Genomic DNA, 21,821 nt, shown 5'->3' on the forward strand with positions numbered 1-21,821 from the left:
GGTTGTGAGTGGAATCATTACTATTTTAGGATTAGGTGCTGGTGAATTAGATCAGTTAACGATGGGTGTATATCGAAAAATAAAAGAAGCAGATCACATGTTTGTTAGAACGAAGGAACATCCCGTTATAGAAGAGTTGGAGAAAGAAGGTATACAATATACTGCCTTTGACAATGTATATGAAGCACATGATACATTTGAAATTGTATATGAAACAATTGCGAATACATTGTTAGAACAAGCTGAAGATACAGAAATCATCTATGCTGTTCCAGGGCATCCGCTTGTAGCGGAAAGAACGGTTCAGCTACTATTGAAAAAAAGTGAAGTAGCGAATGTTGAAGTGCGAATTGAAGGTGGGCAAAGTTTCCTTGATCCTATGTTTGCAAGTCTTAAGATTGATCCGATTGAAGGGTTCCAATTAATTGACGCCACATCATTTGAAAGAGGACAATTAGAATTACGTCAACACTTAATCTTTTGCCAAGTATATGACGCATTCGTTGCATCAGATGTGAAATTAACATTAATGGAGATGCTGCCAGATGATTATGAAGTGTATATCGTAACAGCTGCGGGGACTTCATTTGAGCAAGTGAAAAAGGTGCCGTTGTACATGTTAGATCATGAAACGGAGTTGAATAACTTAACGAGTGTATATGTACCACCAGTTCAGGAACGTGCGTCCTTATATCAACAGTTTGATGTACTTCGAGAAATTATTGCAGACCTTCGTGGTCCAAATGGTTGTCCGTGGGATAAAAAGCAAACACATCAATCTTTAAAGAAGTATTTAATTGAGGAAGCGTATGAAGTGTTAGAAGCAATTGATGAAGAGGATGATGATCACTTAGTAGAAGAACTGGGTGATGTATTATTACAAGTTATGCTTCATGCCCAAATCGGAGAGGACGAAGGTTGGTTCTCTATAGATGATATTATTCGAACTTTATCTGAGAAAATGGTTCGTCGTCATCCGCATGTATTTGGGAATACGGATGTAAATAATGCCGATGAAGTAATTGCCAATTGGGAAGAAATTAAAAAACAAGAAAAAGGGTTTGTAAAAGAATCTGTTTTAAATGGAGTTCCAAAAAGTTTGCCGCAGTTACTACGCGCTTATGAAATCCAGAAAAAAGCTGGTAAGGTTGGTTTCGATTGGGTGGATGTACAGCCGATGATAGAGAAAGCCTTAGAAGAATGGCAAGAGTTCCAACAAGAAGTCGCAAACATGGATGAGGCGAAGATGTTAAGTGAATTTGGCGATTTACTATTTGCGTTTGTTAATATAGCTCGTCATTATAAAATAGATCCAGAAGAAGCGTTACGTTCAACAAATGAGAAATTCGTCAGTCGTTTTTTATACATGGAAGCAAAGGTAGCTGAAATGAATAAAGAGATGCAAGATTTATCATTAGAGCAGTTAGATGTTTTCTGGGAAGAGGCAAAACAAACAGAGCGTTAATAGGGGGATTTAATATGCGTCTAGATAAGTTTTTAAAAGTATCACGTTTAATTAAAAGAAGAACATTGGCGAAAGAAGTAGCTGATCAAGGAAGAATATCCATTAACGGTCAAGTGGCAAAAGCGAGTTCGGATGTGAAAGTAGCTGATGAATTAACAATTCGTTTTGGTCAAAAAATAGTAACTGTAAAAATAAATGAATTGAAAGAAACGACTAAAAAAGAAGATGCAGCAAATATGTATAGCTTAGTTCGTGAAGAAAAAGTAAAGGCCGAAGAAGGCTTGTTCTAAAATCGATTATCCCTTCATACATTACTATTAGCTAGTATAAATGTATGGGGGGATTTACGTGAATAATGGTTACTCACCTATGTCTTCTAATCAACAAAATGTTTCTGTAGAGCATGATATTATTATGCGTGGCAGACGTGTAATTGATATTACCGGTGTAAAGCAGGTAGAGAGTTTTGATAGCGAAGAGTTTTTACTTGAGACTGTAATGGGCTTTTTAACAATTCGTGGTCAAAATTTGCAAATGAAAAATTTAGATGTAGAAAAAGGTGTTGTATCGATTAAAGGGAAAGTTCATGAGATGCTGTATATTGATGAGAATCAAGGGGAGAAAACTAAAGGCTTCTTTAGTAAGTTGTTTAAATGAGTCTAACAATTCAGTTGTATACGATGCTCTCAATGATCGGAATGGGTGCTTGGATTGGAGCGTCTTTAGATACATACCAACGATTTTTAAAACGTCAAGAACGTAAGCGTTGGATTGTATTTATACATGATATACTATTTTGGATTGTCCAAGCATTATTCGTTTTTTACGTATTGCTTCTTGTAAATGAAGCTGAACTACGTATATATGTATTTTTAGCATTATTATGTGGTTTTGCGGCATATCAAAGCATGTTGAAAGCAATATACATGAGACTGTTAAATTTTCTCATCTATATTTTTGTGCAAACAACACACTTTTTTGTTCAAATTATACAGCTACTCATGATAAAACCTGTTATTATTATAGCGCAGCTATTTATTGCATTTATATTATTCTTATTTCGTATACTGCTTTCAATTGGACATGTGTTATGGAAAATGGTGATTTGGATATTACTTTTCATATGGAAAGTTTTTTTCTGGCCTGTTCGATTTATTGCTTCGCTCATATGGAAACTTCTCCCTAATCGTGTTAAACTTTTTATAATGAAGCATGTAGGGTTCCTGCAATATATAGCAAAATTGAAGGGACATATCTTCCAATTATGGGAGCGTATAAAAAAGAAGTTAGGGGGACCTCGGAAATGAGGGAACTGAGACAAAGAACAATCGAAAAACAGAGTCCAAATCCTGTTAAAGAGCATATAATACAAACGGATGAGAACAGGAAGCGACTTTATCGCCGTTTAGCGGTTTTTCTTGTCTTTGCTTTTACAATTATTGCGAGTATTAGTGTAACGTTTTATCAACAAAACAGTTCCATTAAAGCAAAAGAAGCAAAAGTTAAGGACATGAAAAAAGAACTGGATTCATTAACGAACAAAGAAAAGAGTCTAAAAGACGAAGTTCAAAAGTTAAATGATGAAGAGTACGTATTAAAGATTGCTAGAAGGGATTATTTCTTCTCTGGAAAAGGGGAGATAATTTTTCCTGTTTCTAAGTAGAGTATGTCTTATTGACACTATATTTTAGGATTATATATAATAAAGTAAAATTTGACTTTTTAACCACTAAGGAGGAGCATTTTTTTTATGTCAATCGAGGTAGGCAGCAAGTTACAGGGTAAAGTAACAGGTATTACAAATTTTGGGGCTTTTGTGGAGCTGCCAGAAGGCTTAACGGGTCTTGTTCATATTAGTGAAGTTGCTGATAATTATGTGAAAGATATTAACGATCACTTAAAAGTGGGCGACCAAGTAGAAGTAAAAGTTATTAACGTTGAAAAAGATGGTAAGATCGGTCTATCTATTAAAAAAGCGAAAGAGCGTGAAAAAACAGAAGGAGATCGTCCACGTGGTGAATACCAACGCGGTGGTGATCAACAACGTTCTGGACGTCCACAACGTAATCGTTCTTTCAACAGAGATAACCGTGGTGGCGGTAACGACCGCGCTCCAAAAGAAACATTCGAGCAAAAGATGGCACGTTTCTTAAAGGACAGTGAAGATCGTTTAACTTCTTTAAAGCGTAACACTGAATCTAAACGTGGTGGCCGTGGCGCACGTCGCGGATAATAAGAACGTTTAATTCTTAGAATATAGAGAGGTGCCCAGGGCGATTGCTCAGGGTGCTTTTTTATATGTGAAAATATATTTTAAAAAAAGTTTTCAAGATGTGTTGACTTTAAATTATATCTGAGGTAAGATACTAATTGTCCGTTAAATAAGACGACATGGCGGTGTAGCTCAGCTGGCTAGAGCGTACGGTTCATACCCGTGAGGTCGGGGGTTCGATCCCCTCCGCCGCTATATTTAATTTAACGGCCCGTTGGTCAAGTGGTTAAGACACCGCCCTTTCACGGCGGTAACACGGGTTCGAATCCCGTACGGGTCATCTAAAAAGATCATGCAAATGCGCATGATCTTTTTTTGTTAAATAAATTAAGACATACAACACTTCTACAAAATCACCCTATATTTTCTGAATGTTCGATTAAAATATTAAAAATAAAATACATACTGTGTATATATGTAGAGTTATTTCGAATAAAAAGTCGAACGATTATAAAAGTGAAAACTGTTGTTTTGACAAAAATCCCAATAATCATCTTTTATAATGACAGTAATTAAACTATGCAGGTGGTGTTAAAAATATGCCTAAAGCAGGAAGGAATACTATGAATACAAGTGCATTGGCAATGAATGAAGGTCAGCTTGGAGGAGTAAAGTGGACGAGTAAGTTGCGAATGAAGTTTGAGCAAGTTTTCTTTAGATGGGGATTTATTATTGTTGTTATTGGTTTTCTTTTGGGACGAGCATATATATTAACAAACATTTTACCGTTTGCACTGCCGTTTTTTGCTGCTGTTTATGTTATGAAGCGGGATAAAATGCCGCTCGCGTTCTTGGCTCTAATGGGGGGCGCACTTTCAGTTTCGATAGATAATTTATTCTTTACCTTTGCATCTATTTTTACTTTCTTCATTTATAATATCTTCTTTAGTCGGTTTACACGTAAAACTGTTGGACTTGTACCATTCCAAGTATTTATCTCCGCATTAACTGCACATTTAGTTGTCGTATATTTTGCACAACAAACTGTTACCATGTACGATTTACTCGTTAGTACGATTGAGGCAGGGCTTAGCTTCGTATTAACTATGATATTTTTACAAAGTGTCCCGCTTTTAGTAGAAAGAAAAGGGAAACAACAAGCGTTAGAGACAGAAGAAATTGTTTGTTTAATTATATTACTAGCATCTGTTTTAACTGGTACAACAGATTGGTTCATATATGACGCTTCTATTCAACATATTTTTACTAGGTATTTAGTGCTTGTGTTTGCGTTTATCGCAGGAGCGGCTACAGGATCTACAGTAGGGGTCGTCACTGGGTTAATATTAAGCTTAGCAAATGTCTCTAGTTTGTCCCAACTTAGTCTGCTTGCTTTTTCTGGATTGCTTGGTGGTTTGTTAAAAGAAGGGAAACGCTTAGGTGTTAGTTTAGGTTTATTAATTGGGACAAGCTTGATTACGCTATATGTAGACAAGCAAACAAACATTGTGACAACTTTAATTGAATCTGGTGTGGCGATTGCTTTCTTTTTATTAACACCGAAACTTGTTATGGATCGTATTGCTAAATTTATGCCAGGTACACAGGAGCATTCGCAAGATCAACAACAGTATTTAAGAAGGATGCGTGATGTTACAGCGAATAAAATCAATCAATTTGCCAATGTATTTGCTGCTTTATCTAATAGCTTTTCTGTATATGGATATGTGGAGGAGGAAGATAAAGAGACGGAGGCAGATTTGTTTTTAAGTACAATTACTGCAAAAACATGTCAAACATGTTTTAAAAAGGACCAATGCTGGGTAGTTAATTTCGATAAAACGTATGATTATATGAAACAAATAATGAGCGAAACAGAAGAAGGAACTCTGCAGCATAATCGGAAGTTAGTTCGTGAATGGGACAAGCATTGTGTGAGAGGAAAGAAAGTGACGGATTTAGTAGCAGGTGAATTAGATCACTTCTATGAGGGACAAAAATTACGAAAACAAATGAAAGAAAATCGTAGAATAGTAGCAGAGCAATTGTTAGGTGTATCAAAAGTTATGGAGGATTTTGCCAAGGAGATACAAAGGGAAAGAGAAAATCATCAAGTACAGGAAGAGCAGATTCTGCAAGCATTTCGTGATTTTGGTGTAGAAATAGAGCATGTTGATATTTATTGTTTAGATAGAGGAAGTATTGATATTGAAATGTTGATTCCAGTTGCATCTAATGAACATGGAGAGTGTGAAAAATTAGTTGCACCAATGCTTTCTGATATCCTGAAGGAAAACATAGTTGTGAAACATGAAGAAAAATCTTCTTATCCGAACGGCCACAGTTTAATATCATTTGGTTCAGCAAAAACGTATTCCCTTGATACCGGCTTGGCCACAGCCGCGAAAGGCGGTGGGTTTGTTTCGGGTGATTCTTATGCAATGATGGATTTAAGTGTTGGGAAATATGCCCTTGCAATTAGTGATGGCATGGGAAATGGGCAAAGAGCTCATATGGAGAGTAAAGAAACAGTGAAATTATTACAAAAAATACTTCAGTCAGGCATTGATGAGGAGATAGCGATTAAATCTATTAACTCTATTCTTTCTTTAAGAACAACAGAAGAGATGTTTACGACATTAGACTTAGCTATGGTAGATTTGCGGGATGCGAGTGCGAAGTTTTTAAAGATTGGATCGACGCCGAGTTTTGTTAAACGCGCAAATAATATTTTGAAAATTGAAGCAAGTAATTTACCAATGGGAATTATTGAGGATGTTGAAGTTGATGTAGTGGGTGAGCAATTAAAAACAGGTGATATTCTTATTATGATGAGTGATGGGATTTTTGAGGGCGCGCAGCATGTGGAGAATCATGAATTATGGATGAAGCGGAAAATTAAAGAATTACAAACTGAAGACCCGCAAGAAATTGCTGATATCATTATGGAAGAGGTGATTCGATCTGGCGATGGTTATATAAATGATGATATGACTATTGTAGTAGCGAAAGTGAAGAAAAATATGCCGAAGTGGGCTACCATTCCAATTGTAGGAATGCAAGCGCAATAAAGTGAAACTTGAAATATGATGTTTCTTTCTAAAAACCTAGGTGGATGCCTAGGTTTTTTTGCTTTAAAAGATAATATTATTATTTTTGTGAATATGTACGAATGATGTAAGATAAAAATGTAATTTTTGTATATCTTTTTTTTGCACAATGTTTGTAAAAGTTGTACCATTATAAACAAGGTAACTAACGTTGCTGTTCTTGTTTAATGAAAGGTGATTACGAAGTTGAAAGATACATTTGTTGAAAAGGTAGATGACTTTGTAAAGCAGCATGATGTATTAAAGGAACGCTCAACAATTGTTGTAGGTGTTTCTGGTGGTCCTGACTCTGTGGCTCTTCTATATTATTTGTTAGAAAAAAGAGCAGCAAAACAGTTTGAGATTGTAGTGGCGCATGTGGATCATATGTTTCGAGGTGATGAATCTCATGAGGACCTACAGTTTGTGCAAGACCTTTGTAAAGAGCTAGGAGTTATTTGCGAAACGATAAGGATTAATGTGTCGCAATATCAACAGCAATACGGGATGAATGCACAAGTTGCTGCTAGAGAATGCAGATATGCATTTTTGGAAAGAATAATGAAGAAATATGATGCGAGGTATGTAGCTCTTGGACATCATGGTGATGATCAAGTAGAGACAATTTTAATGCGCCTTGTACGAGGGAGTACTCCGAAAGGATATGCAGGCATTGCAGTGAAGCGTCCTTTTCATAATGGGTATTTAATTAGGCCGTTACTTGGAGTAACGAAGGAAGAGATTGTTGATTACTGTCATAAGTTAAAAATAATTCCTCGTATAGATCCAAGTAATAAAAAGGAAGTATATACAAGGAATCGATTACGTAAATATGTTCTTCCTCATTTGAAAGAAGAAAATCCACAAGTGCATGAGAAATTCCAAAAATTTAGCATGCAGATGCAAGAGGATGAGGCGTATTTGCAGGAATTAGCTTTTGAGAAAATGAATAAAGTAATTACAAAAAAAAGTGATAAACAAATTAGCTTATCAATTCCTGCCTTTGAATCCATGTCTATGCCTTTACAAAGAAGAGGGATTCAACTAATATTAAACTATCTTTATGAATATAAGATTCCATCTTCTCTTTCCTCTATACATATTGACAAAGTGATTGAGTTTTTTAAGCGGACACAACCTTCGGGTTCACTTGATTTCCCAGGTGATTTAAAAATTGTTCGCGCATACGAGGAGTGCAGCTTTGGATTTAAACAAGAAATTGTTTCCCCTTTTTTACAAGATTTATCAGTGCCCGGGACAATTACGCTATCGAACGGGGATAAGCTTGTAACAGAGGTGAGCGAAGATATACCAAGTAACATGAATGAAACAGTTTTTGTTGCTAAGTATAATGATATATCATATCCACTTCGTATTCGTTCTAGAGAAAATGGAGATCGCATGTCAATACAAGGTATGAATGGCACCAAAAAGATAAAAGCTATTTTTATCGAAGCGAAAGTACCAAGAGAAAAAAGAGAAGAATGGCCGGTCGTTTGTGATGCAAGAGGGAATGTTATTTGGTTACCCTTGTTGAAGCGATCTGCATTTGCTATCTCGAAAGAGACAGCAAAGAAGGATAAATATATGATTATTCACTACAAAAGCAAGGAGTCTTCCGGGAGGATAATGAAATGATGAATCAAGATATCGAAAAAGTATTAATTTCTGAAGAGCAAATACAAGAAAAGGTGCTCGAATTAGGCGCAATTATTGCAGAGGATTATAAAAATACAGTACCTCTTGCGATTGGTGTACTAAAGGGTGCAATGCCATTCATGGCAGATTTATTAAAGAGAACAGATACATATCTTGAAATGGATTTTATGGCTGTATCTAGTTACGGTCACTCAACTGTTTCAACAGGCGAAGTGAAAATTTTAAAAGACCTTGATACTTCTGTAGAAGGTCGCGATATTTTAATCGTTGAAGATATTATTGATAGTGGTCTTACGCTAAGCTACTTAGTAGACCTATTTAAATATCGTAAAGCGAAGTCTGTAAAAATTGTTACGTTATTAGATAAACCAACAGGCCGTAAGGTAGATTTGAAAGCGGATTATGTTGGATTTACTGTACCGCATGAATTTGTTGTAGGGTATGGATTAGATTATAAAGAGCAGTACCGTAATCTTCCTTATGTAGGAGTATTAAAACCAAGCGTTTACTCAAATTAATTAAATACAGGCGTCACAATTGTATAGGAAAGTTTTTCTATGTTACGATTTACTATAGTGTTTATGCCGTGAGAGGAGGTTAGGAATGAATCGTATCTTCCGTAATACCATCTTTTATTTACTGATATTCCTAGTAGTAATTGGAATCGTGAGCTATTTTAATGGTTCGACACAAAAAACGACATCAGTTAGCTACGATAAATTCATTACTAAACTAGAAAAAGGTGAAGTTCGTAATGTGCAACTTCAACCGAAAAATGGTGTGTTTGAGGTAAAAGGACAATTTAACAACTCTAGCCAAGGAGAACAATTTGTTACTTACGCACCAAATACTGAGGAATTACAAAAGAAAATTAATGACAAAGCGCAAGGTGCTGAAGTTAAGTATCAACCAGCAGAAGAAACAAGTGCTTGGGTAACATTCTTTACTTCTATCATTCCGTTTGTTATTATCTTCATTTTATTCTTCTTCTTGTTAAACCAAGCTCAGGGCGGCGGTAGCCGTGTTATGAACTTCGGGAAAAGTAAGGCGAAGTTATATAATGACGAAAAGAAAAAGGTTCGTTTCAGAGATGTTGCTGGGGCGGATGAAGAGAAACAAGAGCTTGTTGAGGTAGTTGAATTCTTGAAAGATCCTCGTAAGTTCGCTGAAGTTGGTGCCCGTATTCCGAAGGGTGTTCTATTAGTTGGACCTCCAGGTACAGGTAAAACTTTATTAGCACGTGCTGTTGCAGGTGAGGCAGGCGTTCCGTTCTTCTCTATCAGTGGTTCTGACTTCGTAGAGATGTTCGTCGGTGTCGGTGCATCACGTGTACGTGATTTATTCGAAAATGCAAAGAAAAATGCTCCTTGTATCATTTTCATTGATGAAATTGATGCAGTAGGACGTCAACGTGGTGCGGGTCTTGGTGGTGGCCATGATGAGCGCGAGCAAACGTTGAACCAATTACTTGTTGAAATGGATGGCTTTGGTGCAAACGAAGGTATTATTATCATCGCTGCGACAAACCGTCCTGATATTCTTGACCCAGCATTATTACGTCCAGGTCGTTTTGACCGTCAAATTACAGTAGATCGTCCAGATGTAAATGGCCGTGAAGCTGTACTGAAAGTACATGCTCGTAATAAACCGCTTGATGAGAATATCAACTTAAGAGCAATTGCAACTCGTACACCGGGATTCTCTGGTGCCGATCTTGAAAACTTATTAAACGAAGCTGCGTTAGTAGCTGCGCGTCAAGATAAGAAGAAAATTGATATGAGTGACATTGATGAAGCAACGGATCGTGTTATTGCAGGTCCGGCTAAGAAAAGTCGTGTTATCTCTGAAAAAGAACGTAATATCGTTGCTTTCCATGAAGCAGGCCATACTGTAATTGGTGTTGTTCTTGATGAAGCAGATGTCGTTCATAAAGTAACAATTGTCCCTCGTGGTCAAGCTGGTGGATATGCAGTAATGCTTCCGAAAGAAGATCGTTACTTCATGACAAAGCCAGAGTTACTTGATAAAATTACTGGTTTACTTGGTGGTCGAGTAGCCGAGGAGATTGTATTTGGTGAAGTGAGTACAGGTGCTCACAACGACTTCCAACGTGCGACTGGCATTGCAAGACGTATGGTAACGGAATTTGGTATGAGTGATAAGCTTGGACCAATGCAATTTGGTAGCTCACAAGGTGGTCAAGTGTTCTTAGGAAGAGACTTCCATTCAGAACAAAACTACAGTGATGCAATTGCACACGACATCGATGTGGAAATGCAAACGATTATGAAAGAATGTTATGCTCGTGCAAAAGACATTCTTACTGAAAATCGTGATAAGTTAGATCTTATTGCAAAAACGTTACTTGAAGTAGAAACGTTAGATGCTGAGCAAATCAATCATTTATGTGATTATGGCAGATTGCCAGAACGTCCAACATCTTCAGCTGATGTGAAAGTAAACATCAACATGAAGAAGGATGATGAAGAATCAGAAGATAAGTAAGAAATGAAGGAGTGACGGTGGTCACTCCTTTTTTTATTTGTGTAACGAAATGAAGTAGAAAAAGAATTTAAATAAATCTGGTATTAAAAATTGAAATAGGGAGTAATCTTTTTGTAAAATGATGAGGACAGAAAAGCTGATTATATAAGTATGTGTGATATGATGTTTTTATAAGTTTTATACATACTGCACAAATATAGATTAAATAAGATAAGTGGTGAGAATATGATTTTTGTATTGGATGTAGGGAACACAAATGCTGTACTGGGCGTGTTTGAAGAGGGGGAACTTCGTCAACATTGGCGCATGGAAACAGATCGTCATAAGACAGAAGATGAATATGGAATGCTTGTAAAACAGTTGCTTGAGCATGAGGGTCTTTCGTTTGAAGATGTGAAAGGTATTATCGTGTCTTCAGTCGTACCACCAATTATGTTTGCTTTAGAGCGCATGTGTGAAAAGTATTTTAAAATTAAGCCGCTTGTAGTAGGCCCTGGAATAAAAACGGGGCTAAATATTAAATATGAAAATCCACGTGAAGTAGGTGCGGATCGAATCGTAAATGCAGTAGCAGGAATTCACTTATATGGAAGTCCGCTTATTATTGTCGATTTTGGTACGGCTACTACATATTGTTATATTAACGAAGAAAAGCATTATATGGGTGGCGTTATTACACCGGGAATTATGATTTCAGCAGAGGCTTTATATAGTAGAGCGGCAAAACTTCCTCGTATTGAAATTACAAAACCAAGCAGTGTTGTTGGGAAGAATACGGTAAGTGCGATGCAATCTGGTATTCTTTATGGTTATGTTGGACAAGTGGAAGGTATTGTTAAGCGCATGAAAGAGGAAGCTAAACAAGAACCAAAAGTTATTGCAACAGGTGGATTAGCGAAATTAATTTCAGAAGAATCGAATGTAATTGATGTTGTAGATCCATTCTTAACATTAAAAGGTTTGTATATGTTATATGAGCGTAATGCAAATTTACAGCATGAGAAAGGTGAATAAATAAATATGAAAGATTATTTAGTAAAAGCGTTAGCGTTTGATGGTGAAGTGCGTGCGTATAGTGTACGTACTACAAATACGGTAAGTGAGGCGCAAAGACGTCATGATACATGGAGAACAGCTTCAGCAGCACTTGGTCGTTCTTTAACTGCAGGTACAATGATGGGTGCAATGTTAAAAGGTGACCAAAAGCTAACGATTAAGGTAGAAGGTAATGGCCCGATTGGTCCGATCTTAGTAGATGCTCATGCAAATGGGGATGTGCGTGGTTATGTAACGAATCCACATGTTGACTTTGAAGGAACAGAACAAGGGAAATTACGTGTATATCAGGCGGTAGGTACTGAAGGATTTGTAACGGTAATTAAAGATATTGGTATGCGTGAGCCGTTTATTGGTCAATCTCCAATTGTTTCAGGAGAATTAGGAGAAGACTTCACGTATTATTTTGCAGTTTCTGAGCAGACCCCTTCTTCTGTAGGTGTTGGTGTCCTTGTAAATGGAGATGATAGCATATTAGCAGCGGGTGGATTTATTCTTCAAATTATGCCAGGTGCACAGGAAGAAACAATTTCATTCATTGAAGAGCGTTTACAGAAGATTCCTCCTGTATCAACATTGATCGAACAAGGGCTTTCTCCAGAAGAGTTACTGTATGCAGTCCTTGGAGAAGATAAGGTAAAAGTATTAGAAACGATGGATGTTCAATTTAATTGCACATGCTCTCGCGAACGTATCGAGAGTGTGTTAATTAGTTTAGGTAAAACGGAGTTAGAGCAAGTTCGTGAAGAAGAAGAAGAAACAGAAGTTCATTGTCATTTCTGTAATGAGCGATACAAGTTCTCTAAAGAAGACATTACAAATTTAATTGAGAATTTGTAATAAGGCAATTCCCCCTCTAAATACATTGACAAACAGGGAATTTTCTGACAAAATCTAAATATAGATAAAACCAATAAAAATACTCGGTGTTAGGAGTGACAGGAATGCGAGTGGCACAATCAGTTTCAGAATTAATCGGGAAAACGCCGATCGTTAAGTTGAACCGCATCGTAGAATCAGACAGCGCAGATATATACTTAAAATTAGAATTTATGAATCCAGGGAGCAGTGTTAAAGATCGTATCGCATTAGCTATGATTGAAGATGCTGAGAAAAAAGGATTATTAAAAGAAGGCGATACAATCATTGAACCGACAAGTGGTAACACAGGAATTGGTTTAGCGATGGTAGCAGCTGCTAAAGGATATAAGGCAATTTTAGTAATGCCAGAAACAATGAGTATTGAACGTCGTAATTTATTACGTGCTTACGGTGCGGAATTAGTATTGACTCCAGGTCCTGAAGGAATGGGTGGAGCAATTCGTAAAGCGACTGAATTAGCAAAAGAGAATGGTTACTTCATACCACAACAGTTCAAAAATCAATCGAATCCAGAAATTCACCGTTTAACAACAGGTCCAGAAATTGTTGAACAAATGGGCGACCAATTAGATGCGTTTATTGCAGGTATTGGTACGGGTGGAACGATTACTGGTGCTGGTGAAGTGCTGAAGGAAGCGTATAAAGATATTAAAATTTATGCAGTAGAACCTGCGGATTCACCAGTATTATCTGGTGGGAAACCAGGTCCACATAAAATCCAAGGAATTGGGGCTGGATTTATCCCAGAGACATTGGATGTAGAAGTATATGATGAAATTGTTCAAGTGAAAACGGAGCAAGCGTTTGAATATGCAAGAAGAGTGGCGAAAGAGGAAGGTATTCTAGTTGGTATCTCTTCTGGAGCAGTTATTTATGCAGCAACAGAAATTGCGAAAAAGTTAGGCAAAGGGAAAAAGGTACTTGTTATTATCCCAAGTAACGGTGAACGTTATTTAAGTACACCACTTTATCAATTTGAGTCTTAATATATGTGATTGAAAAAGCATCCTTGAAAAAGGATGCTTTTTCTTTTTGGATTGGAAATAGGAAAAGAGTGAATGACTAGAAAACTTCATGTAAAATAAGAGGTAGTATAATTAATTTATTTTCACTAGCCTTCGAGTATAACTCTTCTATATACATAACGAATGTAGTTTGAAGTGGTTAATATAAGAGGGTGGGATAAAAGAAGACGGGGTGTTGATATGCAACGAAGAAAATCTTTAGCGCTTTCTATTCCATATCAGTTAGATTTCTTTAAGCAATATAAATTTCTTTCTAAGGATAAACCGCAACATATTTTGTTAGAGAGTGGGCGTGGCGGTCGTTATAACATTGTGGGGTTAAACCCGGTAGCGGTAATCCGAGGGAAGGGTAAAACATTACATATAAGTGAAAGTGGTAAGGAAACAATAAAGCAAGGAAACCCATTAGATTTAATGCAGGAATATATGGAGCGATGGAAAACGGATTATAATCCGGAATACCCGCCTTTTCAAGGTGGTGCAATTGGCTACTTTAGTTATGATTGCATCCGTTATATTGAAAAACTTCCTTCTCTTGCCGAGGATGATATTAATATACCTGACATATTCTTTTTATTATTTGATGATGTGTTTGTGTATGATCAAGAAGAAAAAGTATTATGGATTATTACACATTATGCAGATAAGCATGAAGAGGCAAAAGAACGATTAAATGAATGGAAGGTTCTTTGGACGACAGAAGCGCCAGAAGTGACTATGCCGTTTGCGTGCCCTGAAAAGAAAAGTGAAGCAGTTGCTTTTACTGAAGAAGGTTTTATGAAGGCAGTTGAATGTATTCAAGAATATATTGGTGCTGGTGATGTGTTCCAAGTGAACTTGTCAACAAGACAAGAAAGAACGTTACAAACACATCCACTAGAAATTTATACAAGTCTTCGCGAAATTAATCCATCTCCATATATGGGTTACTTGGAGCTTGGGGATTTTCAAATTGTTAGTGGATCGCCGGAGTTGCTAATTAAGAAACAAGGAGCTGAAGTAAGTACAAGACCAATTGCTGGAACGAGATCTAGAGGGGCGAATGAGCAAGAGGATGAAGAGTTGGCAAGAGAATTAATTGAGAATGAAAAGGAACGAGCAGAGCATGTCATGCTTGTAGATTTAGAGCGAAATGATTTAGGGCGTGTTTGTAAATATGGCACTGTAGAAGTAGATGAATTTATGGTAATTGAGAAATACTCACACGTTATGCATATTGTTTCTAATGTGCGTGGTGAGGTGGAAGAAGATAAAGATGCTTTTGATTTAGTGAAGGCTGTATTCCCTGGGGGGACAATTACTGGTGCCCCGAAAATACGTACGATGGAAATTATTGAAGAACTAGAACCTGTTCGCCGAGGGATTTATACAGGTTCAATTGGTTGGATTGGTTATTCTGGAGATACAGAATTGAATATTGTGATTAGGACACTTCTTGCTAAAGATGGAAAAGCACATGTACAAGCGGGAGCGGGAATTGTAATTGATTCAAATCCGGAAAATGAATATAAAGAGTCGTTAAAAAAGGCGATTGCTTTATGGCGTGCAAAAGAACGTAGCGAAGAAACGGTTAGGTGAGAGAAATGATATTAATGATTGATAATTATGATTCTTTTACATTTAATTTAGTGCAGTTTCTTGGAGAACTTGGACAAGAGCTTGTTGTTAAACGTAACGATGAAGTGACTATTTCAGATATTGAGAATATGAAACCAGACTTTTTAATGATTTCGCCAGGTCCATGTAGTCCGAATGAGGCAGGGATTAGTATGGAGGTTATTCGATACTTCGCTGGAAAGATTCCGATTTTTGGGGTTTGTCTAGGGCATCAATCTATTGCGCAAGTGTTTGGTGGAGAGGTTGTCCGTGCAGAGCGATTAATGCATGGGAAAACATCGCTTATGCATCATGATGAGAAGACGATTTTTTCGGATATCCCTAATCCATTTACTGCGACGCGCTATCATTCCCTTATTGTTAAGAAAGAGACATTACCGGAGTGCTTAGAGGTAACATCTTGGACGGAAGAAGGGGAAATTATGGCGCTCCGTCATACAACATTACCGATTGAAGGTGTACAGTTCCATCCGGAATCTATTATGACTTCTCACGGAAAAGAGTTGTTGCAGAATTTCATTCGTAAATATAGTCCAAGTGTGACATCATGTTAATTTACGTAAATGGTCAGTATGTAGAAGCGAGTGAAGCGAGAATTTCGCCGTATGACCACGGTTATTTATATGGACTTGGAGTTTTCGAGACGTTTCGTATTTATAATGGTCATCCTTTCTTATTGGATGATCATTATGACCGTTTAATAGATGCGCTGGATACGTTGCAAATTAAATGGTCGATGACGAAAGATGAAGTAATGCTTATTTTGAAGAATTTACTCGTTAAGAACAAATTAGAGCATGCGTATGTCCGTTTTAATGTATCGGCGGGTATAGATGAAATTGGATTGCAAACAGAAATGTATGAAGAGCCGTCTATTATTGTTTTTATAAAACCTTTAGCGGCCCCGGGAGATGTAGTGGAAAAAGAAGGGGTTGTCTTAAATCAAGTGAGAAATACACCAGAGGGTGCATCTCGCTTGAAGTCTCACCATTATTTAAATAACATTTTGGGGAAACGCGAAATAGGCAATGTTGTGAATAAGGAAGGTATTTTCCTTACTGAAACAGGTTATGTTGCAGAGGGCATTGTTTCGAATCTCTTTTTTGTAAAAGGTGATATTTTATATACACCTTCTTTAAAAACGGGGATTTTAAATGGTATCACTCGTGCGTTTATTATAAAGGTTGCTGAAAAGATGGGTATAGAAGTAAAGGAAGGTCTCTTTACAAAAGATGAATTACTTTCAGCCGATGAAGTCTTCGTAACAAACTCGATTCAAGAAATTGTTCCGCTTAATTGTATAGAGGGGCGAGATTTCCCGGGTAAAGTAGGTGTGGTTACAAAAAGATTTATGAATCTTTATGAAATGCAGAGAGAGAAATTGTGGAGCAGAAATGAATTACGAAGAGGAGATGTGTAGTTTGAAGTGGGATTATGATTTGCGCTGCGGCGAATATACATTGAACTTAAATGAAAAAACGTTAATTATGGGGATTTTAAATGTAACACCAGATTCGTTTTCTGATGGTGGGAGTTACAACGAGGTAGATGCTGCAGTGCGCCATGCGAAAGAAATGCGAGAAGAAGGTGCTCATATTATTGATATTGGTGGCGAATCTACTCGTCCGGGCTTTGCTAAAGTATCGGTGGAAGAAGAAATAAAACGAGTTGTTCCAATGATTCAGGCTGTTTCAAAAGAGGTGAAATTGCCTATTTCTATCGACACGTATAAAGCTGAAGTTGCAAAACAAGCAATTGAAGCTGGTGCTCATATTATTAATGATATTTGGGGAGCGAAGGCGGAACCAAAAATCGCTGAAGTTGCAGCTCATTACGATGTACCTATTATCTTAATGCATAATCGCGATAATATGAATTATCGTAATTTAATGGCTGATATGATTGCTGACTTATATGACAGTATTAAAATTGCTAAAGATGCTGGTGTGCGAGATGAGAATATCATTTTAGACCCAGGTATTGGTTTTGCTAAAACGCCTGAACAAAATTTAGAAGCGATGCGTAATTTAGAACAGTTAAACGTACTAGGTTATCCAGTTCTCTTAGGTACTTCGAGAAAGTCCTTTATTGGGCATGTGCTAGATTTACCGGTAGAAGAACGTCTTGAGGGGACGGGAGCTACCGTTTGTCTTGGTATTGAAAAGGGTTGTGAGTTTGTTCGTGTTCATGATGTGAAGGAAATGGCGCGTATGGCTAAGATGATGGATGCGATGATTGGTAAGGGGGTAAAGTAATTGGATAAAATTTATATTCATGATATGGAGTTTTACGGTTATCATGGTGTATTCCCAGAGGAAAATAAATTGGGCCAGAGATTTAAAGTGGACTTAACGGTGGAATTGGATTTGAAACAAGCAGGAGAAAGTGATGACTTAGAGCAGTCTGTTAATTATGGAGAGCTTTTCGAGTTATGTAGGAAAGTTGTAGAAGTTAGAACATATAAGCTTGTAGAGAGCATTGCTGAAAATATTGCTACAGATATATTGAAACAATATGAGAGTATTTCAAGATGTACGATAAAGGTAATTAAACCAGATCCGCCGATACCGGGACATTATCGTGCTGTAGCGGTAGAAATTACGAGAGAACGTCCATGAATAATATAGCTTACATTGCATTAGGTTCAAATATTGGAGAACGTTATACGTATTTAACTGAAGCGATTCAGTTTCTGAATAAAAATCCTTATATCAAAGTTGAGGATGTTTCGTCTGTATATGAGACGGAACCGGTTGGCTATACTGACCAAAGTTGCTTTTTGAATTTAGTTATAAAAATTTCTACCAATTTATCACCGCAAGAATTATTGAAAGTAACGCAAAAAGTAGAAAATGATCTAGGAAGAAAAAGGGAAATTAGGTGGGGACCTAGGACTATCGACCTTGACATTTTACTATATAATCAAGAAAATATTGAAGCAGAGAATCTTATTGTTCCGCATCCGCGGATGTTCGAAAGAGCTTTTGTTATCGTTCCGTTGTTAGAGATTAATCAAGATATAAAACAAAACATTTCACGTTCACAAGTAGAAGAAATGAAAAGGCGAGAGGGAGTAACGGTATGGAAGCAGAAAAATGGGGAAGACGCATTCGTGCTTTTCGAAAACTAAAAGGTTATACGCAAGAAGGTTTTGCAAAAGAATTAGGGGTATCTGTATCTGTTTTAGGTGAAGTTGAGCGAGGGAATCGATCGCCTTCCCAAGACTTTGTAGTGGAAGTTGCTAAAGCATTAAAGGTCTCGATAGATGAGCTAATGCCAAAGTGACCATGAAGGAAGGAGTAAATCGAGTGTTAAAAATCGCAAATATTGAGATGAAAAATCCGGTTGTATTAGCACCGATGGCGGGAGTGTGTAACTCTGCATTCCGTTTGACAGTAAAAGAATTCGGTGCAGGCCTAGTTTGTGCTGAAATGGTAAGTGATAAGGCGATACTACTGAACAATAAAAGAACATTAGATATGTTATATATTGATGAGAGAGAAAAGCCATTAAGTTTACAAATTTTTGGTGGTGAGAAAGAAACTCTTGTAGATGCTGCGAAATACGTAGATCAATATACGACAGCAGACATCATTGATATTAATATGGGGTGCCCAGTACCGAAAATCGTTAAGTGTGATGCAGGAGCAAAGTGGCTTTTAGACCCAAATAAAATATATGAAATGGTAGCGGCAGTTGTAGATGCTGTAGAAAAACCAGTTACAGTTAAAATGCGTATTGGTTGGGATGAGGATCATATTTTCGCAATCGAGAATGCGAAGGCTGTTGAGCGTGCTGGTGGACAAGCGGTAGCGGTTCATGGGCGCACACGAGTACAAATGTATGAAGGAAAAGCGGATTGGGATATTATTAAACAAGTAAAGCAAGCTGTAAATATCCCGGTTATCGGAAATGGTGATGTCGCAACGCCGCAAGATGCAAAGCGTATGCTTGATGAAATCGGTGTAGATGGTGTTATGATTGGCCGCGCTGCCCTTGGAGATCCATGGATGATTTATCGTACGGTAAAGTATTTAGAGACGGGTGAATTAATGCCAGAACCGACAGTACGTGAGAAAATTGACGTATGTATGTTGCATCTAGATCGTCTGATCGATTTAAAGAATGAAAATGTCGCTGTAAGAGAGATGAGAAAGCACGCAGCTTGGTATTTAAAGGGCATTCGTGGTAATGCAACTGTACGTAATGGTATCAATGCTTGTAATACGCGTGAAGACTTAGCGAATGTATTAGGTACATTTGTAGAAGAAGTAGAAGCGAAACAACAAACAATTCACGTTGGTTAATAATAGGAAGGGAAGATTGACATTCTTCTATACACTTCCTATAATTACGTGAAAGAAAGAAGAACTGCCAGTTAGTTGCTGGCAGTTTTTCTAGTTGAGTAGAAAATGCTATACTGTATATATTGTAAAAATTAATAGAGCTGGAGTGATATCAATACCATGGATAACATGAACCACGAAGAATTAAACGACCAATTGCTTGTTCGTCGTGAAAAGCTACATAACTTACGTGAGCAAGGGATCGATCCGTTCGGTAAACGTTTTGAACGTACAAATGCAACAAATGAATTATTAAGCCTATATGGAGAGTTCTCTAAAGAAGAATTAGAGGAGAAAGAAATCTCTGTTTCTATCGCTGGTCGTATTATGACAAAACGCGGTAAAGGAAAAGCTGGATTTGCACATATTCAAGATTTACATGGACAAGTTCAAATTTACGTTCGTAAAGATGCTGTTGGAGATGAAGAGTACGAATTATTTAAAACAGCAGATTTAGGTGACTTAGTAGGTATTGAAGGTAAAGTTTTCAAAACGAACGTTGGAGAACTTTCGGTGAAAGCAACGGGCTTTACGCTATTAACGAAATCTCTTCGTCCATTACCGGATAAATATCATGGACTAAAAGATGTTGAACAACGCTACCGTCAACGTTACTTAGACTTAATTACAAGTATGGAAAGCCGTGAAACATTTGTTACTCGCAGTAAAATCATTCGTGAAATGAGAAGATACTTAGATGACAATGGTTATCTTGAAGTGGAAACACCTATGATGCACGCAATTGCAGGTGGAGCTTCTGCGCGTCCTTTCATCACGCACCATAATGCGTTAGATATGGAATTATATATGCGTATCGCAATTGAACTTCATTTAAAACGCCTTATTGTGGGTGGATTAGAAAAAGTTTATGAAATCGGCCGTGTATTCCGTAACGAGGGTGTATCAACTCGTCATAATCCCGAGTTTACGATGATTGAATTATATGAAGCGTATGCTGATTATAAAGATATTATGAAACTAACAGAAAATATGGTTGCTCATATCGCGAAGCAAGTACTAGGTACAACAACAATCCAGTATGGTGACTATGAAATTAATCTAGAACCAGAATGGACACGTCTTCATATGGTAGATGCAATTAAAGAACATTCTGGAGCAGATTTCTGGAATCCGATGAGTGTAGAAGAAGCGCGTGAACTTGCAAAAGAACATAATGTAGAAATTAAGGATACAATGGAAGTTGGTCATATTATTAATGAATTCTTCGAACAAAAAGTAGAAGATAAATTAATCCAACCAACATTTATTTACGGTCATCCGGTAGAAATTTCGCCACTTGCGAAAAAGAATGACGAAGATCCACGATTCACAGATCGTTTCGAATTATTTATTGTTGCACGTGAACATGCAAATGCATTCACTGAATTAAATGATCCAATTGATCAGAAAGAACGTTTTGAAGCACAATTAAAAGAACGCGAACAAGGTAATGATGAAGCTCACATGATGGATGATGATTATATTGAAGCTCTTGAGTATGGTATGCCTCCTACAGGTGGACTAGGAATTGGTATTGATCGTCTTGTTATGTTATTAACGAATGCACCATCTATTCGTGACGTACTATTATTCCCTGCTATGCGTCATAAACAAGACTAAGCTTTGGAGATTTCTCCAAAGCTTTTTTTATTTGAGTATGAACGTGGGGCATTAGATGTCGATGTTGGGAGAAATTATATTTATATAGAAGAAAAGTGCTGTTTTTATACTTTTTTACTAAGTTAAAAATTTTATTAGAAAAACTATTGCATTTTAATAATCAAACTGGTATATTTATATTCGTTGCCACGAAAGGTAACAAGCAAAACAAACGAAAAACAACTTATTGAAAAAAGTTGTTGACGAAAATATAACGAAATGTTATATTAATAAAGTCGCTTCTGAGCGACGAAGTAGTTCTTTGAAAACTGAACGAAACAAACAACGTGAAACGTCAATTTTTAT

At 37.1% G+C, this 21,821-nt stretch carries 22 protein-coding genes and 2 tRNA genes; all 24 read left to right on the plus strand.

Features of this window, described 5'->3' with window-relative positions:
- The first annotated feature begins 4 nt into the window (after nucleotides 1-4).
- A complete protein-coding gene (gene yabN / locus RTP99_RS26730) occupies nucleotides 5-1,465 on the plus strand; it encodes a bifunctional methyltransferase/pyrophosphohydrolase YabN (protein ID WP_000014257.1) in 1,461 nt (486 codons plus the stop codon).
- Nucleotides 1,466-1,479: 14 nt separating this feature from the next.
- Nucleotides 1,480-1,755 carry an RNA-binding S4 domain-containing protein gene (locus RTP99_RS26735; RefSeq protein WP_001234876.1) on the plus strand — a complete coding sequence of 92 codons (276 nt, stop codon included), beginning with the start codon at nucleotides 1,480-1,482 and terminating at the stop codon, nucleotides 1,753-1,755.
- Between the two features lie 58 nt (nucleotides 1,756-1,813).
- Nucleotides 1,814-2,122, plus strand: a complete 309-nt coding sequence (yabP, locus tag RTP99_RS26740; protein WP_001059101.1) for a sporulation protein YabP — start codon at nucleotides 1,814-1,816, stop codon at nucleotides 2,120-2,122.
- Nucleotides 2,119-2,772: a spore cortex biosynthesis protein YabQ gene (gene yabQ / locus RTP99_RS26745; protein WP_000059762.1), complete on the plus strand. Its 654-nt coding sequence runs from the start codon at nucleotides 2,119-2,121 to the stop codon at nucleotides 2,770-2,772. The genes yabP and yabQ overlap by 4 nt, the downstream gene beginning before the upstream one ends.
- The gene (gene divIC / locus RTP99_RS26750) at nucleotides 2,769-3,128 is read left to right on the plus strand and encodes a cell division protein DivIC (protein WP_001208736.1); all 360 of its coding nucleotides are present in this window, start codon (nucleotides 2,769-2,771) and stop codon (nucleotides 3,126-3,128) included. Before yabQ ends, divIC begins: the two co-directional genes overlap by 4 nt.
- An 87-nt stretch (nucleotides 3,129-3,215) precedes the next feature.
- A complete protein-coding gene (locus RTP99_RS26755) occupies nucleotides 3,216-3,698 on the plus strand; it encodes a S1 domain-containing RNA-binding protein (RefSeq protein ID WP_000021452.1) in 483 nt (160 codons plus the stop codon).
- A 160-nt stretch (nucleotides 3,699-3,858) separates the two neighbouring features.
- Nucleotides 3,859-3,932 (plus strand) — tRNA-Met (locus tag RTP99_RS26760).
- Nucleotides 3,933-3,945: 13 nt separating this feature from the next.
- Nucleotides 3,946-4,017, plus strand: a tRNA-Glu gene (locus RTP99_RS26765).
- A 259-nt stretch (nucleotides 4,018-4,276) separates the two neighbouring features.
- Complete coding sequence (gene spoIIE, locus RTP99_RS26770; protein WP_001123528.1) at nucleotides 4,277-6,748, plus strand: stage II sporulation protein E; 2,472 nt, start codon at nucleotides 4,277-4,279, stop codon at nucleotides 6,746-6,748.
- A gap of 225 nt (nucleotides 6,749-6,973) precedes the next feature.
- Nucleotides 6,974-8,404 carry a tRNA lysidine(34) synthetase TilS gene (tilS, locus tag RTP99_RS26775; RefSeq protein WP_000655454.1) on the plus strand — a complete coding sequence of 477 codons (1,431 nt, stop codon included), beginning with the start codon at nucleotides 6,974-6,976 and terminating at the stop codon, nucleotides 8,402-8,404.
- Nucleotides 8,401-8,943, plus strand: a complete 543-nt coding sequence (hpt, locus tag RTP99_RS26780; RefSeq protein ID WP_000981838.1) for a hypoxanthine phosphoribosyltransferase — start codon at nucleotides 8,401-8,403, stop codon at nucleotides 8,941-8,943. The genes tilS and hpt overlap by 4 nt, the downstream gene beginning before the upstream one ends.
- Nucleotides 8,944-9,028: 85 nt before the next feature.
- Nucleotides 9,029-10,930, plus strand: coding sequence for an ATP-dependent zinc metalloprotease FtsH (gene ftsH, locus RTP99_RS26785; protein WP_001079658.1), 1,902 nt, complete (start codon nucleotides 9,029-9,031; stop codon nucleotides 10,928-10,930).
- Nucleotides 10,931-11,155: 225 nt separating this feature from the next.
- A complete protein-coding gene (locus RTP99_RS26790) occupies nucleotides 11,156-11,944 on the plus strand; it encodes a type III pantothenate kinase (RefSeq protein ID WP_000578367.1) in 789 nt (262 codons plus the stop codon).
- 6 nt (nucleotides 11,945-11,950) lie between these two features.
- Nucleotides 11,951-12,826, plus strand: coding sequence for a redox-regulated molecular chaperone HslO (gene hslO, locus RTP99_RS26795; protein ID WP_000656366.1), 876 nt, complete (start codon nucleotides 11,951-11,953; stop codon nucleotides 12,824-12,826).
- Nucleotides 12,827-12,930: 104 nt separating this feature from the next.
- Nucleotides 12,931-13,854, plus strand: coding sequence for a cysteine synthase A (cysK, locus tag RTP99_RS26800; protein ID WP_001261701.1), 924 nt, complete (start codon nucleotides 12,931-12,933; stop codon nucleotides 13,852-13,854).
- Nucleotides 13,855-14,073: 219 nt separating this feature from the next.
- Complete coding sequence (gene pabB, locus RTP99_RS26805; protein ID WP_001189697.1) at nucleotides 14,074-15,471, plus strand: aminodeoxychorismate synthase component I; 1,398 nt, start codon at nucleotides 14,074-14,076, stop codon at nucleotides 15,469-15,471.
- Nucleotides 15,472-15,476: 5 nt separating this feature from the next.
- On the plus strand, nucleotides 15,477-16,064 hold the full coding sequence (pabA, locus tag RTP99_RS26810) for an aminodeoxychorismate/anthranilate synthase component II (protein ID WP_000602301.1): 588 nt from the start codon (nucleotides 15,477-15,479) through the stop codon (nucleotides 16,062-16,064).
- Nucleotides 16,058-16,930 carry an aminodeoxychorismate lyase gene (gene pabC / locus RTP99_RS26815; protein WP_000909880.1) on the plus strand — a complete coding sequence of 291 codons (873 nt, stop codon included), beginning with the start codon at nucleotides 16,058-16,060 and terminating at the stop codon, nucleotides 16,928-16,930. The genes pabA and pabC overlap by 7 nt, the downstream gene beginning before the upstream one ends.
- Entirely contained in the window at nucleotides 16,905-17,765 is an 861-nt protein-coding gene (folP, locus tag RTP99_RS26820) for a dihydropteroate synthase (RefSeq protein ID WP_016716243.1), read from the plus strand. Before pabC ends, folP begins: the two co-directional genes overlap by 26 nt.
- The gene (folB, locus tag RTP99_RS26825; RefSeq protein WP_000358061.1) at nucleotides 17,766-18,128 is read left to right on the plus strand and encodes a dihydroneopterin aldolase; all 363 of its coding nucleotides are present in this window, start codon (nucleotides 17,766-17,768) and stop codon (nucleotides 18,126-18,128) included.
- Complete coding sequence (gene folK, locus RTP99_RS26830) at nucleotides 18,125-18,640, plus strand: 2-amino-4-hydroxy-6-hydroxymethyldihydropteridine diphosphokinase (RefSeq protein WP_001059445.1); 516 nt, start codon at nucleotides 18,125-18,127, stop codon at nucleotides 18,638-18,640. Before folB ends, folK begins: the two co-directional genes overlap by 4 nt.
- Nucleotides 18,592-18,795 carry a helix-turn-helix domain-containing protein gene (locus tag RTP99_RS26835; RefSeq protein WP_000387027.1) on the plus strand — a complete coding sequence of 68 codons (204 nt, stop codon included), beginning with the start codon at nucleotides 18,592-18,594 and terminating at the stop codon, nucleotides 18,793-18,795. Before folK ends, RTP99_RS26835 begins: the two co-directional genes overlap by 49 nt.
- Before the next feature lie 23 nt (nucleotides 18,796-18,818).
- Complete coding sequence (dusB, locus tag RTP99_RS26840; RefSeq protein WP_000912258.1) at nucleotides 18,819-19,817, plus strand: tRNA dihydrouridine synthase DusB; 999 nt, start codon at nucleotides 18,819-18,821, stop codon at nucleotides 19,815-19,817.
- A gap of 159 nt (nucleotides 19,818-19,976) precedes the next feature.
- Nucleotides 19,977-21,476, plus strand: coding sequence for a lysine--tRNA ligase (gene lysS / locus RTP99_RS26845; protein WP_000369678.1), 1,500 nt, complete (start codon nucleotides 19,977-19,979; stop codon nucleotides 21,474-21,476).
- Nucleotides 21,477-21,821 lie beyond the last annotated feature (345 nt).

The sequence above is a fragment of the Bacillus sp. (in: firmicutes) genome (genome assembly GCF_031983925.1).
Classification (GTDB): Bacteria; Bacillota; Bacilli; order Bacillales; family Bacillaceae_G; genus Bacillus_A; species Bacillus_A pacificus.

Excerpts from the sequence above, each read along its gene's own strand:
- RTP99_RS26735 (WP_001234876.1), top strand. The coding sequence starts at position 1,480 with ATGCGTCTAGATAAGTTTTTAAAAGTATCACGTTTAATTAAAAGAAGA.
- yabQ (WP_000059762.1), top strand. The coding sequence starts at position 2,119 with ATGAGTCTAACAATTCAGTTGTATACGATGCTCTCAATGATCGGAATG.
- divIC (WP_001208736.1), top strand. The coding sequence starts at position 2,769 with ATGAGGGAACTGAGACAAAGAACAATCGAAAAACAGAGTCCAAATCCT.
- RTP99_RS26755 (WP_000021452.1), top strand. The coding sequence starts at position 3,216 with ATGTCAATCGAGGTAGGCAGCAAGTTACAGGGTAAAGTAACAGGTATT.
- spoIIE (WP_001123528.1), top strand. The coding sequence starts at position 4,277 with ATGCCTAAAGCAGGAAGGAATACTATGAATACAAGTGCATTGGCAATG.
- hpt (WP_000981838.1), top strand. The coding sequence starts at position 8,401 with ATGATGAATCAAGATATCGAAAAAGTATTAATTTCTGAAGAGCAAATA.
- ftsH (WP_001079658.1), top strand. The coding sequence starts at position 9,029 with ATGAATCGTATCTTCCGTAATACCATCTTTTATTTACTGATATTCCTA.
- RTP99_RS26790 (WP_000578367.1), top strand. The coding sequence starts at position 11,156 with ATGATTTTTGTATTGGATGTAGGGAACACAAATGCTGTACTGGGCGTG.
- hslO (WP_000656366.1), top strand. The coding sequence starts at position 11,951 with ATGAAAGATTATTTAGTAAAAGCGTTAGCGTTTGATGGTGAAGTGCGT.
- cysK (WP_001261701.1), top strand. The coding sequence starts at position 12,931 with ATGCGAGTGGCACAATCAGTTTCAGAATTAATCGGGAAAACGCCGATC.
- pabB (WP_001189697.1), top strand. The coding sequence starts at position 14,074 with ATGCAACGAAGAAAATCTTTAGCGCTTTCTATTCCATATCAGTTAGAT.
- pabA (WP_000602301.1), top strand. The coding sequence starts at position 15,477 with ATGATATTAATGATTGATAATTATGATTCTTTTACATTTAATTTAGTG.
- pabC (WP_000909880.1), top strand. The coding sequence starts at position 16,058 with ATGTTAATTTACGTAAATGGTCAGTATGTAGAAGCGAGTGAAGCGAGA.
- folP (WP_016716243.1), top strand. The coding sequence starts at position 16,905 with ATGAATTACGAAGAGGAGATGTGTAGTTTGAAGTGGGATTATGATTTG.
- folK (WP_001059445.1), top strand. The coding sequence starts at position 18,125 with ATGAATAATATAGCTTACATTGCATTAGGTTCAAATATTGGAGAACGT.
- RTP99_RS26835 (WP_000387027.1), top strand. The coding sequence starts at position 18,592 with ATGGAAGCAGAAAAATGGGGAAGACGCATTCGTGCTTTTCGAAAACTA.
- lysS (WP_000369678.1), top strand. The coding sequence starts at position 19,977 with ATGGATAACATGAACCACGAAGAATTAAACGACCAATTGCTTGTTCGT.